We start from the raw sequence: 18,610 nt of genomic DNA, 5'->3' as shown, positions 1-18,610 counted from the left end.
TCTTCTTCTTGAAAAACGACTCTCCTTTAGATATAGAACCACAGGAGGAACTATGGACTACTTTCGACACCGAGTCACGCATTTTTTCAGCACGTTTTCTTTATATAATTTTTTGCTGCTTGCCTTCGGTCTCCCTTTTTTAACGGAGGGACTCTTTTTATTTCTACGGCAAAGCTTCTTAAATAATCTTTACCATCCGCTTTACCTATGTTTATTCTTGGCTTTGATCTTTCTTTATGGAATTCTCTTTAGCCAGATTCAAGCAAACGAAAAAGCCTTTCAAAATTTTTCTTTGAAGGCTGTATTTGTCAGTTTTGCTTTTTGGCTGATTTTATCACCCATTTTTTTCTTTCGGTTTTATCAAATGCTGCTGGTTTGGCAGCCGCTTCCAACTAAGATGCTTTCTTTCCTATTTCTGTATCGCTGGAAAATCTTGCCGGTAGTCATAGTATTATACTTGATCGTACTCTATTTTCTTTACCGGAGCATCTTAGTCCCTAAATACCTCAATCAAAACGAAAGCTTTAAAACCAGTCTGAAATTCAGCTGGCAGAAGACGAAAAAAAGTTTTCCTAAACAACTCGTGATCTTTTTTCTGATTCCGGTCCTCTTTTTGCTCGTAAGTCTATTCATCAAATTCGGCTTCATTTGGACCACTCAGTTATTATCTAGACAGAGCACTGCAGTGATCCTATTGGTTCTTTATCGTGTAGTACAAAATAGTTTATGGGCGTTGTTTTTCCTTTATTTAGCAGCACCTGATAAAGAGCCCCTTAATGATACCAGCGAATCAAAAACAAAGGGCACTATTATTTGGCTAGGTTTGATGGTGATCGTTTGCCTAGGTCTCTATTCACTGCACTTCGCTCATTCCTTTCAAGTACAACGGTCAAATACACCCTTAACTATTTCCCATCGCGGTGTCTCTAATCACAACGGTGTCCAAAATTCGATCGATGTCTTGAAAAAAACGAGTAACACTTGGAAACCCGACCTGATTGAAATGGACGTACAAGAAACAGCCGATCACCAATTGGTCGTGATACATGATGAGGACCTGAATGCCCTTGCTGATAAAAATTTGCGCGTCGATGAAATCACCTGGAATGAACTGAAAAACCTTACCTTAAAGGAAAATGGCTATACCAGTAAGATTCCATTATTTGATGATTATTTAGCAGCTGCGAATCAATTGAACCAAAAATTACTGATCGAACTAAAGGTCACTGCTAAAACTAAAAAGACGATCGTTCAAGAACTTCTTCCTTTGAAGAATCAACTCGCTAATCACCAACTGCAAAGTATGGATCTTGACACAGCCAATCGTATGAAGAAACTTTTTCCCACAATGAAAGTCGGGTATATCTTACCGCTGGATTTGTTAGGCAGCCCCAGAACTTCACTGGATTTTGTCAATATCGAATCGCGCACAGCCTATGGTGACTTGATTCAAGTTCTGCAGCATCAGAAACAAGATATTTACGCTTGGCCGATCAACTCCAAACAACAGGCCGCCGTATTCCGTTTCCAACAAGTCAACGGCATCCTGTCTGATGATATGAGTGTCATCTCCAATCAAGCAGATGATATAAAAACTCAGACCGCCAGCATTTTACAATTTGATTAAAGAGAAAAGCTCGTAACAATCTCCATTCTTGGGACATTGTTACGAGCTTTTTTGTTCGTTAGCGATCTAATAGCCGTTCATAAGTAAAGCCTGACATGGAATACCGTAGCAAGAGGAGCGCCACCAGCAACAGGATAATTCCAATAGAAATCACGACCCAGCCGCCGAATACCAAAATACCAGTAAACTGACCGACAAGCAGCAATGCCAACGGCAAAATCAGAAACGCCGCCTTTTGCTGTGATTCTTCAATCGTTGTAGACTTTGCGGAACCTTTAACGATCAGAACGATCGAGATGATCGTAATCGACGGCACGATCAATAGCATCACCCATAACCAATTGATGCTCAGCGGTAGTAGGATTCCTTCAAAAATATACACCTCTGTTTCCACTACGATCACAGTCAAAATAAATGACACGTAAGTCACTAAGATAGCAATAAAGAACGAGGCATAGACTTTCGCTTGAAAGATCTCTCGAATTGATAGTGGAGAATAGAACAAAGTCTCAAGCGTTCGTTTCTCCTTTTCCCCTACAAATGAGCTAGCGGCCATGACACTAGCCGTCATAATTGGAATGATCAAAAAGAAAATTGGGATGACATTATTGACCATTAAAGACAATAAATCGTGGATCAATTGTTCCTGGTCCAAATTCTGAAAATCCGGTAAAATACGAGCCATTTCATTGAACGAAGATGAATCAGTTGGACTCAATAAAACAGTCAGCAGCATAATCGTTGGAAAAACAACGGAAAAAAGCAGCGGGAGAATCGTTAATACTGAGAAGTAACGCTTATTCTCCGTGATCCCGCGAATATCCTTGATCATGATAGCCTTTTGTCGATTATTAAACATGTGTCTCCCCTCCTTCTAATAGAGCAAAATAAATATCTTCCAATGAATAATCCATCGGTGTAACCTGTGAGATATTCCCTCCCTGTTGGACGATCGTTTTAACGAATTGCGAAACCTCTGCCTTTTCTTGGAAGGCTAGCTCATAGGTATTATCCTTGATTCGTTTACTATTGATGCTTAACGGCATAACGTCCGTTTCAATGATCAATTTATAATGATTAAACGTTCGTTGCCGCAGCTGCTCCAAACTACCTAACGCTAGCAGCTGACCGTTGTCCATCAATCCATACTCGTTACAAATTTCCTGAGCATATCTTAATTGATGAGTACACAGAAATATCGTAGTGCCTTCCTCTTGCGCTAGTTCCAGCAAAAGCTCATTCACGCTTTTCGTACTTTCTGGATCGAGCCCACTTGTTGGCTCATCTAAAAAAAGAACCTTCGGATGATGGATCAATGTCCTGGCTAGAGAAAGACGCTGCCGCATCCCGGTCGAATAGCTCTTCAATTTCACTTCAGCCGCATCCGTTAAGCCCAATTTTCCCAACAGCTGCATTCCCCTCGTTTCACTTTCTGCTTTGGTCATTCCAAAAAGCTGCCCAAAGAAACGAAGATTATCGATGCCCGAAAAATGATCGTACATTCCCGCGTGTTCGGTTAAAACTCCCGTTGATTGGTGAAGCTTTTCCGCCTCGCTGACAGGATCAAGCCCGAGAACACGGATTTCACCGCTGCTTGGTTTTAGAATCCCATTCAATAACTTGACGGTTGTCGTTTTCCCCGCACCATTTGGGCCTAAGAATCCAAAAATCGAACCTTGAGGAACCACTAAGCTAATATCATCTAACGCTTTCTTTCCTTCTGTAAATACCTTTCCCAAATGTTTGATTTCAATTGCATACATCTATGACCCCTCATTTCTACTCATTGATTAAATCAATGGTTTACTCTCTTATTGTATTTCTTCCAGTCTAAAGCTTCAATGGAATCCTTGTTAACTTTTAGAACTATAAATCAACTGATACGATACTCGCAAATTGAAATACTAACTGTCTGCTTTTTACTAGGCCATTGTTGCAAGAAATGTAAACATTAGCAATTCGCCTCTCTTCCTGCACTGTCCTTAATCCCCCCTTACAAAATAAAATAAGCAAATTCGACGAATCACTTTATAAATACAAAGTTTTTCACGAATTTACTTTATATTCCGAAAGAAAAAACGAAATCAGCTTAACAACTTTCATTTTCGCTAGATGATTGATAACATACACTGACCAATTGGGCAAAGCTGTACAATTAATAGTTCTCTTTTGGATAATTTACAAAATGCACTGCTGACAACTACGCATTCGTTAGACACTATTTTCCGGCACCAGAAAAATAGTTGTATCCTCGTTTTACCGACCTTTGGATTAAACTTCTTAAACAAAAAAATCGAACCTCCCTCAAGGTCCGAATCTTTTTCCTGTTAAAATAAATAGTTCACATGCTCAGCTAAAACTTATGCCGAACATTCGATTTCTACGCAAGCGTGGATATTTTCGTATTTCACTAATAAACGATTTTGCAGTTCGATCACTGTCGCTCGGTCTGCTGACGCGCAGGTCACAACATTGATTAATACGGTATTGTTGTATAGTTGTTCTACGACTCCCACAACTTCATTCTCTATGCCAATTGCCTGACATTCATAAGCAAGTCCAATTTCAATAGTTTCCATAATAAATCCCCCTTTACTTCTACGTTCTTATAATAACATAATGGAAATAAATTGGAAACGTTTTTTAATACTTTTTTTGCTTTTATATCAATGTGTACAAGATAATCGTCAGAAAATTCAAAAAACACAAACATAAACTACATTGGTTATTTTTAATCTACCATTCATTTTCTACTTATCTTTATTTGTTTAAAATCAATTTCAACGAAGACGCATTATGCTTTTTATCATTAATTTCAGCTAATTGTATATTAATTTTACTATCCCAATTAAAAAGAGCCCTCGCGATGCGAGAGCTCAGACTGTAGACAAAAGACGTCCCAAACTCTTGATTTGAGTTTAGGCCGTCTTTTTATCTGATTTCTTACGAAATTCAGAACAAAAAAATAAAGGCTCTTTGCCTTTCCATAACCAAGTGGCCAATTTCTTTAAATTCATTGCAGCAAACACTAGCATCGTATGCGTCGCAACTTTTTCCAAGCCTCGATACTTGGTCCAACGCATTCCATGCTTTTCTTTTGCATCCGCAAATATTCGTTCAATCGTTTCTTTTCGTTTTCTGTAAATGGCTTTATTCAAGTCTGTCAGACGAAGATGCTCTATCTCATCCATCAAAGCTCCCCAAACATGTCTTGTGATGACTCGTTGATGATTCTTACTTTTGGTACATTGTTTTAGTAAAGGACAGTGGACACATTCTTTTGGATTAGATTTGTATTCTCGGTAGCCTTCTCGAGTAACCGTTGAAAAATTGAGCATTTGATCCTGCGGACAAATATAACAATCAAAATACTCGTCGTAGAGAAACTTATTTTTTAATAACAGGTCCTTTTTCCCTTTGGACCTTGAATAAGGCAAACAAGGCCGAAGGTTCAAATGAGTCAAAAAGTGAACAAACTTTGGTGTCTTATAGCCGGCATCCGCAACCACTCGTTTGATTTCTGGAAAAAGTCTCTTCGATTGTTTGACGAGTTGAAACGCGACTTGACTGTCATGAATATTTCCTGGAGTCACGATTGTGCTGAGAACAAATCCGTTGTCGTCGCATGAGGTATGGGCAGAATAAGCAAATTGTTTTTCTCGTTCGCCTTTGACGTAGTAGCCGCTTTCCGGGTCAGCCTTACTTATTTTTCTTTCTTTCAGCTTCACTTCCTTTTCTAAGTCCAAAGTAAAAGGGCGTTTTCCGGCTTCGATTCGTTGGCGATTGATTTCATCTTCTAGTTCATCCTGATAGGCTTTCGCTTCATCATGCGTCATTTCTTTCGTAAACCTATGTTTATTGGCATTGGCTTTGATGTGAGTCGAATCAAGATACAAATTATCTTCTGTTACAAAACCGGCTTTAATTGCTTGTTCCAAAATATAAGCAAAAATATCCTCAAACAGTGTCGTTTCTCTAAACCGGCGTACGTAATTTTTTCCAAAGGTTGAAAAATGGGGGATTTTCTCTTCGAAAGAATAACCTAAAAACCAGCGATAAGCGACATTGGTGTCGACTTCCTTGATGGTTTGTCGCATGGAACGGATGCCGAATAAATATTGGATAAACACTAATTTGATCAGAATCACCGGATCAATACTTGGCCTACCTAAATCGGAGTAAGTGGCTTCGACGATTGGATAAATAAATTCAAAATCAAGCGAGGCGTCAATCTTTCGAACGAGGTGGTCTTGAGGGACCAGGTCATCAATCGTGAGCATCGCGAATTGATTTCTGCCGTTCGTATTTTTTTTAGACATCATAAATACCACTCCTTGTATTCGGTTTCATAAATCTATTATAAAAGAAAAGACTGTAGACAGCATCCATAAAGTGGACTTTGTCTACAGTCTGAGCCCTCGCGATGCGAGAGCTCTTTACCAGTCTTTTATAGACGATTATTCAATTCTTTTGCTAAATCTTCAAATCCTGGTTTTCCAAGTAGGGCAAACATGTTTTTCTTGTAAGCTTCCACACCTGGTTGGTTGAATGGGTTAACCCCTAATAAATAACCAGAGATACCCACTGCGATTTCAAAGAAGTACATTGCATAGCCTAGAGTATAAGCATCCATTGTAGGAATGTTCAATACGAAGTTAGGAACCCCACCATCTGTATGGGCTAATAATGTTCCTTGATACGCTTTCGAGTTAACAAAATCAACATCTTTGCCTTCTAGGTAGCCTAAGCCGTCTAAGTCAGATTCTTGTGAAGGAATCGCTACAGATTTACGTGGGTTTTCCACTTTCACGATTGTTTCGAAGATATTACGACGACCTTCTTGGATATATTGTCCAAATGAATGCAAGTCAGTAGAGAAGTTTGCGCTTGATGGGTAAATCCCCTTCAAGTCTTTTCCTTCTGATTCGCCGTATAATTGTTTCCACCATTCGTTGAAATATTGCATACCTGGTTCGTAGTTAACTAAGATTTCAGTCACTTTGCCTTTACGGTATAGAATATTACGAAGAGCGGCATATTGGTATGCTTCGTTTTCGTCTAAGTTTTCGCTTGAGTAAGCTTCGCGAGCATCCGCAGCACCTTGCATCAAAGCATCAATGTCTGCACCACTAGCTGCGATTGGCAATAAACCAACGGCTGTAAGCACTGAGAAACGTCCGCCGACATCATCAGGAATCACAAATGTTTCCCAACCCGCTGCATCAGCTTCGACTTTTACAGCTCCACGAGCTTTATCTGTTGTTGCATAGATACGTTTGTTGGCTTCTTCTTCACCATATTTTTTGATCAATAATTCTTTGAAGACACGGAATGCGATTGCTGGTTCTGTTGTCGTTCCTGATTTAGAAATTACGTTAACAGAGAAATCACGGTCGCCGATCACTTCGATTAAGTCAGCAATGTATGTTGAGCTGATTGAATTTCCTGCAAAGAATACTTGCGGAGCTTTGCGATCTTCTTTATCCAACACGTTAAAGAACGTTTGGTGTAAGAATTCGATTGCCGCACGAGCACCAAGGTATGAACCACCGATTCCGATAACAACTAAAACTTCAGAATCAGATTTAATTTTTTCAGCTGCTTTTTTGATACGTGCAAACTCATCTTTGTCGTAATTAACGGGCAAGTCAATCCAACCTAGATAATCATTTCCTGCGCCAGTTCCTTCACGCAGTTCTTTGTGAGCTAGAGCTACTTCAGATTTGATGTAGTCCATTTCATGTTCGCTCACGAATGGTGCCACTTTCGAATAATCGAAATGAATATGTGCCATTGTTTTTCCTCCTTGAAAGTCACTTCATAACAACCTATACTTTACGTTTCTTTTCATCATTTTTCAAGCTTAAACCACTTAAAAAATTAAACTGTTCCTTGTGCTAGCATCGCTGCAGCGACTTTCGCAAAACCAGCAATATTGGCTCCGGCAGCGAAATTATCTTTATCTGCATATTTGTCAGCTGTATCTCGGCACGTTTCATAAATGTTTTTCATGATACCGTCCAATTTTCCGTCAACTTCTTCTTTCGACCATGCCAAACGTTGCGAGTTTTGACTCATTTCCAATGCTGATACCGCAACACCGCCAGCATTTGCCGCTTTCCCGGGTCCATACAGAACACCTTTTTCATGGTATAGCTTGATCGCTGCCATCGTGCTAGGCATATTTGCCCCCTCAGCGACAACTTTCACACCATTTTTCACTAAGATCGCTGCTTTTTTATCATCAATCTCGTTTTGCGTCGCACATGGCAACGCAATATCCGCCGCCTGTTCAAGCTCCCAAACAGATCCTTCATAGTATTCAGCCGTTGGACGTTCCTTCGCGTACTCTGTCAAACGAGCGCGGCGAACTTCTTTGATGTCCTTCAATAATTCAACATCGATCCCGTCTTTATCGTAGATGTAGCCATTTGAGTCGGAACAAGTAATCGCTGTTGCACCTAAAGCTTGAGCTTTCTCAATCGCATAAATTGCTACATTTCCGCTACCAGAAACAAGCACTTTTTTACCTTCAAAAGAATCTTTACGATCCTCTAATAAGTGTTTCACAAAGTAAACGGCACCGTACCCCGTTGCTTCTGTTCGACCTAAACTTCCGTTGAATCCTAACGGTTTGCCTGTCAGCACACCCATATCGTATTCACGTAAGCGTTTATACTGGCCGAATAAATATCCGATTTCGCGTCCGCCGACACCGATATCGCCTGCCGGTACATCTAGGTTTGGACCGATATGTTTTGATAATTCTGTCATGAAGCTTTGGCAATAGCGCATTACTTCAGAGTCAGATTTGCCTTTCGGATCAAAATCAGAACCACCTTTTCCGCCGCCAATTGGAAGACCAGTCAAACTATTTTTAAAGATTTGTTCAAAACCTAAAAATTTCAAAATACTTAAATTCACACTCGGGTGAAAACGCAACCCACCCTTATAGGGGCCGATCGCCGAATTGAACTGAACGCGGTAACCGCGATTAACTTGCCAATTCCCTTTATCATCTTGCCAAGGGACACGGAACTGGATTAATCGTTCTGGTTCCAGGATCATGCCCAAAATATTTTTTTCAACGTATTCCGGATGTTCTTCTAGAAAAGGAATCACTGTTGGTAAAAATTCATCCACCGCTTGTAAAAATTCTTCTTGGTTCGGATCTTTTGCCTCTAAGTTCTTTTGAATCTGTTCAACATATTCTCGTACTTCCATCAAATTCCTCCTCACAGTTAATACTCATAGTTTACATCATTTTCTAATAGAAGTGAAAAAAAATTCATGCTACACTGCAAGTTAAGCGCAAATTGTTCGTATTTAAGGTATGATTATCCAGACTATACAAACAAATTTATTAATAAATGAGGGCTAATAGAATGAGTAAGAAATTTGATGTAATTGTGATCGGCGGCGGTCCCGCGGGAATGATGGCTGCCATCACTGCCGCGATGAACGGCTCGCAAGTCGCTTTGTTTGAAAAAAATAAACGCCTTGGAAAAAAATTACTGATGACCGGCGGCGGACGCTGCAACGTAACAAATAACCGACCTGTTGATGATTTGATCACCCACATTCCCGGCAATGGACGCTTCTTATATAGTACATTCTCACAATTTGACAACCAGGACGTGATGACTTTTTTTAACGAGCACGGTGTTGCTCTAAAAGAAGAAGACCACGGGAGGATTTTTCCTGTTTCAGATAAATCAACTACGATCGTTAATGCCTTGAAAGATGAATTAGAAAAGCTGAGAGTTGAGCTTCATTTTAAGGAACCAATCGAGAAAGTCATTAGTGATGGAATAGCCATCCAAGGTGTCCGTACTTTTGAGGGGGATTATTCAGCAAAGAGTGTCATAGTAACAACTGGCGGAATCACTCATCCTTCGACCGGTTCACAAGGTGACGGGTATCGTTTTGCTAAAAGTGTCGGTCATCATGTAACACCTCTGTATCCAACGGAATCCCCGATTTTTCTAACAAATGATTTTGTCGCGGAAAAGACACTTCAGGGCTTATCCCTGCAAGATGTGGATCTAGCTGTCGTTGATGAAAAAAACAAACTTATCGCCAGTCATGAGATGGACTTGCTCTTTACCCACTTCGGCATCTCTGGTCCAGCAGCTTTACGTTGTTCAAGCTTCGTTAATCAATTATTACGGACTCAAGAAACAGTGACGTTAAGACTCGATTGTTTCCCTGAAAAATCTGCCGCAGCTTTAATAGAAGAAATCAACCAGCGCGCGGCCGGATCAACGAAACAATTAAAGAATGCTTTAGCAGGTTTCTTGCCGGAACGACTGTTGCTTTTCTTTTTAGAAAAAGTCGGGATTGGTGAACAAACATATGCTCAGAGCTCAAAGGAACAAATCGAAACATTTGTTTCTTATTGTAAGAACTGGTCGCTGACTGCCAACAAGACGTTTGGTTTGGAAAAATCCTTTGTCACCGGCGGCGGTGTCGAACTAAAGGAGATCAATCCGAAAGAATTAGCCAGCAAAAAAATCCCCGGCTTATATTTTGCCGGGGAAGTGCTCGATGTAAATGGCTATACAGGCGGGTACAATATCACTACTGCCTTTTGTACCGGCTATGTCGCAGGAACGCATGCCGCTTATTACGCCTTCACTTAATGAGTCAGCTCGACAAATAGCCCCTGCGTCAAGTCAACGATGGCCTGCGGGGCTATTTCTATTTGGAGCCCTCTTCTGCCTGCCGATATCGCGATTTGTTCAAAGTTCTCCGCCGAAGCGTCTAGAAAAGTTGGAAACAGCTTTTTCATCCCAATTGGTGAGCAGCCGCCGCGAATATACCCCGTGGTCGCTTCCAAATCTCTCAAGTGCAGCATTTCAACCTTTTTATTGCCGCTGGCTTTCGCAATTTTCTTTAAATCCAATTCATGATCACTGGGAATCACGGCCACCACAGGTCCTGTTTTATTCCCCACAGCTACCAATGTCTTAAAAATTCGGGCTGGTTCAATCCCCACCTGTTCAGAAACATGGCCTGCACCTAGATCGTCCTCGTTCCATGAATATTCATGTTCCGTATACGCTATCTTCTTTTGTTCAACTAATCGAATCGCATTGGTCTTTTGAATTTTCTTTTTAGCCAAGTCAATCCCCCCACTTCATTCATTTTCTAAATTCTAGCAAAAAAGCGGTAATCAAACAAATCGGTCGTTTCATTTGGCCTTTTCCTTTAAAAGTCCTACACTAGATTTAGAAAAGAAAGGATGTCTTCATCATGAAACGAATTTCAAGAGGAAAGTTTGAAAAGATGCAACAATTATCAAATGATCAAGGTGTCATTGCGGCCTTAGCAATCGACCAACGCGGCTCTATGAAAAAGATGATGCAAGCCGCTGTCGGCGAAGAAAGATTCTCTATGGATCAAGTTTATGAGTTCAAAGAATTGGTCTCGCAAGAATTAACTAAACACGTCAGCGCGATCCTGCTTGACGAACAAATACGGCTTTAAAGGAATTCAAGCCAAAGATTCCAACTGCGGATTGATCATGTCTTACGAAAAAACTGGTTACGATGCCAACACCCCCGGTCGTCTGCCAGAACTTTTGCCCGATGAATCACTAGACCGTCTATTAGACAAAGGCGCAGACGCAGCTAAAGTTTTAGTATATTATGATCCCGATGAGCCAAAAGATATCTTGGATGTGAAGCACGCATTTTTAGAACGTTTAGGAACAGAAGCGTTAGCCGCTGATATTCCCGTATTTGTAGAACCCATCGTGTACGATGGAACGATCACTGATGATCACTCGCCTGAATTTGCTAAGATCAAACCGAAAAAAGTAATCAGTACCATCAAAGAATTCACCAAAGAGAAATACCATATCGATGTTTTGAAAGTCGAAGTTCCTGTTCTCTTCAAATATGTCGAAGGTTTCAATAAAGCCAACGATCCAATCATCTACACACAAGAAGAAGCCGCTGCCTACTTCAAAGAAGCCAGTGAAGCAGCTACACGCCCATTTATCTATCTAAGTGCTGGTGTTCCTGCTGATATCTTCCGTGATGAATTGACATTTGCCGGAGAACATGGGGCGAATTACTGTGGCATCCTCGGCGGCCGAGCAACATGGCGTGACGGTGTTCAAGTATACGCCGATGAAGGCAAAGAAGGTTTAATCAACTGGTTGGATACTCAAGGCCGTGAAAATGTCGAAGAATTGAATGATATTCTAAATAAATACGCAAAACCTTGGTACGAAATATATGGTGGTTTAGATAATATAGAAGTATTTGATATCGATGTAATGAATTAACAAAAATCGTCTTAAAGTATTTTTGAAAAAAACTTTACAAAAAGAAAGCCGAATGCCCTTATGACTGTCGATTTCGATAGTCATAAGGGCATTCGGCCTTCATTTATTTAAGTTCGTTAATCATCATAACCAGTTTTTCCGCTTCAATTTGAGCATCCTCATATGGCTTGCCTTCCAAACAACCGTAAGTCATACAAGAGCCGTCCAATGAGCCGCTGATTTGCGAGAATTTTCCAAGTCGTCCCAAAGATACTGAACTAACTGGTAAAGTAACGAAGGTTTGCGCCTTCATCACGATCTCCATTTGACGTAAAACATCAGCTTCATTTTTCGGATACACGACGATCTTTGCCATGTCCGCTCCCCAATGCTCCATCAAATTCAAACGGAATAAGATCACAGCGTCCTCCGGTGTCTCTTTAAAATTGTAATAGCTCAACATCACACGCACATCTAAGGCCTGCATCCATTTGATAAAAGTTGTCGATAATTGATCAATGACCGACACCTCGACATCGGCCAAATCAATTGCTCGTGAGGAGACCGCAAATTCATAGATATGCCGATACTGATTCAGAGAAATTTCCCGATTTCCACCGGCTTCAACAGTTCGTAAATTAAAAATCAATGGAATGTTGCGGATTTCATCCCGTAACGCTAATAAAGTTGAGTTTAATTGATCGTCATCAAAGACATCTTCATAATAGTCTGCTCGCCACTCGATTACTTCGGCAACTTTCTTGGCCTCATTCGCCTGTTCAATGATCTCATCGAAAGTCTTTCCAACAATCGGCACGCAGATTTTAGGTTTTCCTGCATCAAATCGTACCTCTCTTACTTGAATATCCATCATACGCATCCCATCCCATTTTCTTCTATTTTTTTATCCTATAAAACAGTACCTTCAAATAATTGCTTTCTTCAAAATTGCTAACTGGAAAATCTGCAGGCAAACGATAACTCTCCGTCAATCGGAAGTTTACGTTTTTCTTTTTCAAAGCCGCTTCGATCGCTTGTTGAAATTTTTTTATCGGCAGATTCGCAGCATTGGTCGAGGCGATGATCATCCCCTCTTCCGTAAGAATCTCTACGCTGTCTTCAATTAAACGCCCATAATCTTTTGCCACCGAAAATGTTTTTTTCTTATTGCGGGCAAAACTTGGTGGATCCAGGATAATCAAATTATAACTTAAATTCTTTCTTACTGCATAGCGGAAATAGTCAAATGTATCCATTACAATGATTTTTTGCTGCTCCAATGGCAACCCATTTACTTCAAATTGCTCCTGAGTTTTAGGCAGGCTGCGTTGAGCCAAATCTACACTGGTCGTCTCTAAAGCCCCACCATAAGCGGCAGCAACAGAAAAAGCTCCTGTATAACTAAACATATTCAAGACTTTTTTACCTGCAGCAAGTCCTTCGGTTAGCCGGCCGCGAACTTCCTTCTGATCTAAAAAAATGCCAGTCATATAGCCTTCATCTAAGTATACGGCATATGAAACGCCATTTTCCAGTACTATTAGCGGTTCTGTCGGCTTTTCACCCGCTAGCCAGCGGCTCTCTTTTAGATCACTCTTGAAACGGATCTTCTCAACGACTCCTTTAGCATTTGGAAAGACGCTCAAAAAGCCGTCTACGATCATTTTTTGGAAATGATAAATCGTCTGGTTATACCAAGAAATCACCAGATAATCAGCGTAATAATCAACCGTAACTCCGCCAAAGCCATCACCTTCCCCGTTAAACAAACGAAAAGCTGTTGTTGTTTCATCAGCAAAAAAGGCTTGACGCTGGTCGATCGCCTGTTGGAATTTTTCCTTTAAGAAAGCTTGATCAATCGGGCGTTGTGTTTGATCAACTATCCAACCAAACCCTTTATTTTGCTTCCCTAAATAACCAGTTGCGACATATTTATTCTTATTATCAACGAATTCGATCCACTCCAAGGGAATTTTCTTTATATCCTGCTTCAGGTCCTCCGCCTGAATTAATGGGTTTCCTTGACGAATTCGTTTAATTCCATAATTATTTAACTCTATTTTCAATCTCATCCCTGCTTTCTACTATAGTATATCAAAAAAAATTAGTAATTTTCGCTTATAAAGTTTTCTTTAAGCATGATTGCTCTAATTTCAATAAGAATTGACTGTATTGTTGTAAGCGAGTAAAATGTTTACAAGTGAACATTCCGCATTTTTTCTGCGGCAGAAAGGAAGTTACTATTGAAAAAACTAAAAGCTCCTGCATTTTTGAATAAACGTCTCGGCTTTTATGCGTTACTGACATTCTTATTATGGGCGAAAAGTGTTTTTGCATACTTATTTGAATTTAATTTAGGGATCGAGAGTCTAACTCAATACTTCATCCTGTTTATCAATCCAATCGCATCGACAATGTTTCTACTGTCGATTGCTTTATATGTGCGGCGGTCGAAAGCCTCTTATATCACGATGATGGTCATCTACGCACTGGCGAGCTTCTTGCTCTTTGCCAACGTTGTTTACTATCGTGAGTTTACGGACTTTATTACCGTCAACACCTTCTTGGGTGCTGGTAAAGTTGCTAGCGGATTGGGTGAGAGTGCCATCCGGCTTTTCCGTCCATACGATGTTTTATACTTAATTGACATCGTAATCCTGCCCATTCTTTTATGGAGCAAACGCATTAAAGAAGAGCAGCGTCCTGTCCGTGCTCGCATGGCCTTCGCTATGACAGCTCTTTCGATCATGATTTTCTCAGGAAATCTATTCCTAGCTGAAGCTGATCGTCCGGAATTATTGACTCGTACGTTTTCACGCGACTATTTGATCAAGTATCTTGGGGTCAATGCCTTCACTGTTTATGACGGCATCCAAACCTATAAGACCAACCAAGTCCGAGCTGAAGCAAGTCCGAATGACTTGAAAGAAGTTGAGACTTATGTAAAAGATCATTATGCGGCTCCAAATAGCGACTACTACGGAATAGCTAAGGGACGCAATGTCATTACGATTCATTTAGAAAGTTTGCAGCAATTTGTGATCGACTACAAATTGAAAGATGAAAATGGGCAAGAACACGAAGTCACACCGTTCTTGAATAGCATTTTCCACAGCAACAGCACATTCAGCTTTGACAATTTCTTCCACCAAGTAAAAGCCGGAAAAACTTCCGATGCTGAAACCTTGATGGAAAACTCATTATTCGGATTGAACCAAGGCTCATTGTTCTCTCAACTAGGTGGAAAGAACACCTTCCAGGCTGCACCAAATATCTTGAAACAAACGGAAGGCTACACGAGTGCTGCTTTCCATGGTAACTCCGGAAGCTTCTGGAACCGGTCCGAAACTTACAAAAATCTTGGCTATGATTATTTCTTCGATTCTTCTTACTATGATGTAAACGATGAAAACTCATTCCAATACGGTCTGCATGACAAGCCATTCTTCCAACAATCTGTGAAGTATTTGGAACGTCTGCAACAACCGTTCTACTCGAAATTTATTGCTGTATCTAACCATTATCCATATAGTGAATTTAAAAATGACGAAGCCGGCTTCCCAATGGCAGATACTGGCGACGAAACTATCAATGGCTATTTCGCGACAGCGAACTATTTAGACAAAGCGGTAGAAGAATTCTTTAACTACTTGAAAACTTCTGGTCTCTATGAAAATTCGATCATCGTAATGTACGGTGACCACTACGGAATCTCTAATTCGAGAAACTCTGACTTAGCGCCGTTACTAGGCAAGTCAAAAGAAACATGGTCAAATTTTGACAATGCACAAATGCAGCGTGTTCCATACATGGTTCATGTACCTGGACAGGATAAAGGCGGCATCAACCACACTTATGGTGGTGAAGTTGATGCATTACCTACTCTATTGCACCTTTTAGGTGTTGACACAAGCAAGTATATTCAATTAGGCCAAGACTTGTTATCAACAGATCGTGACCAAATCGTTGCTTTCCGTGACGGCGACTATGTGACACCAGAATATACGTATTATAGTGGTAGCTTGTATAGTAATAGCAACGGTATGGCGATCACTGAACCAAGTGAGACTCTGCAGCAACAAACGGAGAAATGGAAAGAAGCCGTTTCTACTCAGTTAAGTACTTCAGATAACATCAACAACGGAGACTTATTACGTTTCTATTCAGCAAGCGGGTTAAAACCTATCGATGCTTCTGATTATGATTATAAAGACGGCCTGAGCAAGATGGAAAAAACCGAAAATAAACTGGGCGACAAATCAACCAGTTTATATGATCAAAACGGTAAGAAATCCACTCAAGAGCTATACAAGACAGAAACTTATAAGCAATATCAAGAACAAAGTCAACAATAACTAGACAAAACACTCTTCACGAATTCGTGAAGAGTGTTTTTTTCTGCACTTATTTCTTCCAATAGAATTCATAGTTCTTTCAAATTAGGATTTTATACTTATTAGTAAGAGGTGGAAATCCATGGAACTTATTTCAACAACGCTTTCGACAATTAAACGACATCGCATACAATTCTCACTTTCATGGGTGATCTGTCTGATCGCTCTCTTTATCTTGACGAGTTTAGGTATGCTGAAGCTCGTCTTAAATCAGTTGGATTCCTCCAATCAGATCCAGTTATTCACTACCAAGGAATTCCAAAAAATCCAGCAATATTTTTCCGATCGATTGATCGTCAGCGGAATCATCCTGTTCTTTTTGTTATTGCTGCTTTTCGGAATCAAGATCCAGCGCCAGAAAAAAACAACATCTTCAATGAAGCAGCTGATCTATTCAACCGGTTTAGAATTTTTCTTAGGATTGATGATGGCTTGCATTTGTTTGATTCTATTGTATACCCTTTTTGAGCCCATTTATGAATCTGCCTTACAGTCGTTTTACCATCACGGCTTGAATCAATTTAAGGACTTACCGAATTTTGTACTTAGCAACGGCTCAAGCGGAATCGCGTATTCAATACGCTCCTCCCTCTCCTTTGAGCTATCCTCAACGACGTTGCTTGACCTATTTTTCAGCTCCTTACTCAAAGCAGTTTCTTATATCATCCTATGTCTATGTCTGTTAATTCTCTGTTTCCGCCTAATAAATTTCGCTTCTAACAAGAGGAATGCTCGCTAAACACGAACATTCTTCTTTTTATTTTCTCCTTTGTTAAACTAATTCTTGAAAGTCGATTGTTCCTTCATTATACTTAGAAAGTATTCGGTTTTTACCGATATAATGAACTTATTCTTAAGGAGCGTTTAATTATAATGGAGAAATTCTTTAAATTAAAGGAACAAGGTACCAACATTTCCACTGAAGTAATGGCAGGTGTCACAACATTTTTTGCCATGAGTTATATTTTATTCGTTAATCCAAGTATTTTATCAGCTTCAGGGATGCCCTTTCAAGCGGTTTTCTTAGCAACAATCATCGCGTCTGTTATCGGGACTTTAGTTATGGGATTGTTTGCGAACGTTCCTTATGCACAGGCTCCTGGTATGGGACTGAATGCATTTTTTACTTATACAGTCGTATTCGGATTAGGCTACTCTTGGCAGCAAGCACTAGCGATGGTCTTTATTTGCGGGATCATCAATATTTTAATTACTGTCACAAAAATTCGTAAATTAATCATCCATGCAATTCCAGAAAGCATGCAGCATGCAATCGGCGGCGGTATCGGGATCTTCGTTGCTTACGTAGGGATCAAAAACGCTAGTTTACTTTCTTTTAGTGCTGACTCTTCTGCAATCACCAGCAGTGTTGTTGAAGGCGGCAAGGCAACAAACGTTTCGATCAACAGTGGAATCGTTCCCGCATTAGCAAACTTTAATAACGCGCCGATTTTACTAGCTGTAATTGGTTTAATCGTTACTACGATCTTAGTTGTTAAAAATGTTCGCGGTGCGATCTTAATTGGTATCGTAATCACAACATTACTAGGGATTCCTATGGGGGTCGTTCAATTGGGTTCTATCGATTGGCATGCAAACTCGTTAGGCAGTTCGATCCAAGAACTTGGCACAACATTTGGTGCGGCTTTCGGCTCTGCCGGTATGGGTTCGCTATTCTCTGATTCTTCTAAATTACCACAAGTTTTAATGACGATTTTAGCATTCAGTCTATCTGATACATTTGACACGATCGGTACATTTATCGGTACTGGCCGCAGAACTGGTATTTTCTCTAAAGAAGATGAAAAAGCATTAGATGATGGTTCACGCGGCTTCAAAACAAAAATGGACAAAGCATTATTCGCGGATGCGATCGCTACGTCAATCGGTGCAATCTTTGGTACATCCAATACAACTACTTATGTTGAATCAGCAGCAGGAATCGGTGCTGGCGGACGGACAGGTTTAACGTCTGTTGTCGTTGCCATTCTATTTGCCTTAAGCAGCTTGTTCTCTCCATTAATCGCAATCGTACCTGCACAAGCAACAGCGCCTGCTTTGATCTTAGTCGGTGTAATGATGTTAGCCTCTTTCGCCGATATCAACTGGTTAGATTTAGAAGAGGCTGTTCCAGCATTCTTCGCTAGTATCTTCATGGGACTTTGCTACAGCATCTCTTACGGGATCGCTGCTGGGTTCATTTTCTACACAATCGTTAAAGTCATCAAAGGTAAAACAAAAGAAATCTCACCAGTTCTTTGGATCGTAGATCTTCTCTTCATTTTAAACTTTATTATTTTAGCTATTCTATAGTTT

The 18,610-nt window shown here is 40.3% G+C and carries 14 protein-coding genes and 1 pseudogene; 6 read left to right on the top strand and 9 right to left on the bottom strand.

Translation table 11 applies throughout. From position 1 onward, the window contains the following. Positions 1–52: 52 nt before the first annotated feature. Positions 53–1,627: a glycerophosphodiester phosphodiesterase family protein gene (locus tag IGI38_RS04500; protein ID WP_438727228.1), complete on the top strand. Its 1,575-nt coding sequence runs from the start codon at positions 53–55 to the stop codon at positions 1,625–1,627. 58 nt (positions 1,628–1,685) lie between these two features. On the opposite strand, the gene IGI38_RS04495 is transcribed toward IGI38_RS04500, so the two are convergent. The 6 genes from IGI38_RS04495 to gdhA form a co-directional block, all read right to left on the bottom strand. Continuing rightward, positions 1,686–2,486, bottom strand: coding sequence for an ABC transporter permease subunit (locus tag IGI38_RS04495; RefSeq protein WP_438727226.1), 801 nt, complete (start codon positions 2,484–2,486; stop codon positions 1,686–1,688). Beyond that, complete coding sequence (locus IGI38_RS04490) at positions 2,479–3,390, bottom strand: ABC transporter ATP-binding protein (RefSeq protein WP_438727223.1); 912 nt, start codon at positions 3,388–3,390, stop codon at positions 2,479–2,481. Before IGI38_RS04490 ends, IGI38_RS04495 begins: the two co-directional genes overlap by 8 nt. A 597-nt stretch (positions 3,391–3,987) precedes the next feature. Further along, the gene (locus IGI38_RS04485) at positions 3,988–4,206 is read right to left on the bottom strand and encodes a hypothetical protein (protein ID WP_438727220.1); all 219 of its coding nucleotides are present in this window, start codon (positions 4,204–4,206) and stop codon (positions 3,988–3,990) included. A 339-nt stretch (positions 4,207–4,545) separates the two neighbouring features. Then, on the bottom strand, positions 4,546–5,949 hold the full coding sequence (locus tag IGI38_RS04480) for an IS1182 family transposase (RefSeq protein ID WP_438725998.1): 1,404 nt from the start codon (positions 5,947–5,949) through the stop codon (positions 4,546–4,548). A gap of 125 nt (positions 5,950–6,074) precedes the next feature. Beyond that, positions 6,075–7,421 (bottom strand): glucose-6-phosphate isomerase, encoded by a 1,347-nt coding sequence (locus IGI38_RS04475; protein ID WP_438727217.1) that lies wholly within the window; start codon positions 7,419–7,421, stop codon positions 6,075–6,077. A gap of 86 nt (positions 7,422–7,507) precedes the next feature. Continuing rightward, on the bottom strand, positions 7,508–8,851 hold the full coding sequence (gene gdhA, locus IGI38_RS04470) for an NADP-specific glutamate dehydrogenase (protein ID WP_438727215.1): 1,344 nt from the start codon (positions 8,849–8,851) through the stop codon (positions 7,508–7,510). A 161-nt stretch (positions 8,852–9,012) separates the two neighbouring features. Here gdhA and IGI38_RS04465 point away from each other — a divergent pair, with 161 nt between their 5' ends. Beyond that, the gene (locus IGI38_RS04465) at positions 9,013–10,269 is read left to right on the top strand and encodes an NAD(P)/FAD-dependent oxidoreductase (protein ID WP_438727213.1); all 1,257 of its coding nucleotides are present in this window, start codon (positions 9,013–9,015) and stop codon (positions 10,267–10,269) included. Here the strand turns inward: IGI38_RS04465 and ybaK are convergent. Continuing rightward, positions 10,266–10,751 carry a Cys-tRNA(Pro) deacylase gene (gene ybaK / locus IGI38_RS04460; RefSeq protein ID WP_438727210.1) on the bottom strand — a complete coding sequence of 162 codons (486 nt, stop codon included), beginning with the start codon at positions 10,749–10,751 and terminating at the stop codon, positions 10,266–10,268. The genes IGI38_RS04465 and ybaK overlap by 4 nt on opposite strands. A gap of 131 nt (positions 10,752–10,882) precedes the next feature. Here ybaK and IGI38_RS04455 point away from each other — a divergent pair. Then, positions 10,883–11,921 (top strand): annotated as a pseudogene (locus IGI38_RS04455) (tagatose 1,6-diphosphate aldolase). A gap of 103 nt (positions 11,922–12,024) precedes the next feature. On the opposite strand, the gene IGI38_RS04450 reads toward IGI38_RS04455, so the two are convergent. Then, positions 12,025–12,771, bottom strand: a complete 747-nt coding sequence (locus tag IGI38_RS04450) for a type I 3-dehydroquinate dehydratase (RefSeq protein WP_438727208.1) — start codon at positions 12,769–12,771, stop codon at positions 12,025–12,027. 25 nt (positions 12,772–12,796) lie between these two features. Next, entirely contained in the window at positions 12,797–13,966 is a 1,170-nt protein-coding gene (locus IGI38_RS04445; RefSeq protein ID WP_438727205.1) for a class I SAM-dependent rRNA methyltransferase, read from the bottom strand. Between the two features lie 177 nt (positions 13,967–14,143). Here IGI38_RS04445 and IGI38_RS04440 point away from each other — a divergent pair, with 177 nt between their 5' ends. From IGI38_RS04440 to IGI38_RS04430, 3 genes are all read left to right on the top strand, one after another. Further along, positions 14,144–16,255, top strand: coding sequence for an LTA synthase family protein (locus tag IGI38_RS04440; protein WP_438727202.1), 2,112 nt, complete (start codon positions 14,144–14,146; stop codon positions 16,253–16,255). Between the two features lie 121 nt (positions 16,256–16,376). Further along, positions 16,377–17,033 (top strand): hypothetical protein, encoded by a 657-nt coding sequence (locus IGI38_RS04435; protein WP_438727200.1) that lies wholly within the window; start codon positions 16,377–16,379, stop codon positions 17,031–17,033. A gap of 134 nt (positions 17,034–17,167) precedes the next feature. Continuing rightward, positions 17,168–18,607 (top strand): NCS2 family permease, encoded by a 1,440-nt coding sequence (locus IGI38_RS04430; RefSeq protein ID WP_438727198.1) that lies wholly within the window; start codon positions 17,168–17,170, stop codon positions 18,605–18,607. The last annotated feature ends 3 nt before the right edge of the window (positions 18,608–18,610 follow it).

Origin of the sequence: Enterococcus sp. AZ128, assembly GCF_051714485.1 — a bacterium.
Classification (GTDB): domain Bacteria; phylum Bacillota; class Bacilli; order Lactobacillales; family Enterococcaceae; genus Enterococcus_A.
The sequence above is the reverse complement of the archived record's forward strand: the minus strand, read 5'-3'. Positions and strand labels throughout refer to the sequence as shown.

Coding starts and splice junctions, on each gene's coding strand:
- gdhA (WP_438727215.1), bottom strand. CDS start 8,851: ATGGAAGTACGAGAATATGTTGAACAGATTCAAAAGAACTTAGAGGCA.
- IGI38_RS04500 (WP_438727228.1), top strand. CDS start 53: ATGGACTACTTTCGACACCGAGTCACGCATTTTTTCAGCACGTTTTCT.
- IGI38_RS04495 (WP_438727226.1), bottom strand. CDS start 2,486: ATGTTTAATAATCGACAAAAGGCTATCATGATCAAGGATATTCGCGGG.
- IGI38_RS04435 (WP_438727200.1), top strand. CDS start 16,377: ATGGAACTTATTTCAACAACGCTTTCGACAATTAAACGACATCGCATA.
- IGI38_RS04450 (WP_438727208.1), bottom strand. CDS start 12,771: ATGGATATTCAAGTAAGAGAGGTACGATTTGATGCAGGAAAACCTAAA.
- IGI38_RS04430 (WP_438727198.1), top strand. CDS start 17,168: ATGGAGAAATTCTTTAAATTAAAGGAACAAGGTACCAACATTTCCACT.
- IGI38_RS04475 (WP_438727217.1), bottom strand. CDS start 7,421: ATGGCACATATTCATTTCGATTATTCGAAAGTGGCACCATTCGTGAGC.
- IGI38_RS04490 (WP_438727223.1), bottom strand. CDS start 3,390: ATGTATGCAATTGAAATCAAACATTTGGGAAAGGTATTTACAGAAGGA.
- IGI38_RS04480 (WP_438725998.1), bottom strand. CDS start 5,949: ATGATGTCTAAAAAAAATACGAACGGCAGAAATCAATTCGCGATGCTC.
- IGI38_RS04485 (WP_438727220.1), bottom strand. CDS start 4,206: ATGGAAACTATTGAAATTGGACTTGCTTATGAATGTCAGGCAATTGGC.
- IGI38_RS04465 (WP_438727213.1), top strand. CDS start 9,013: ATGAGTAAGAAATTTGATGTAATTGTGATCGGCGGCGGTCCCGCGGGA.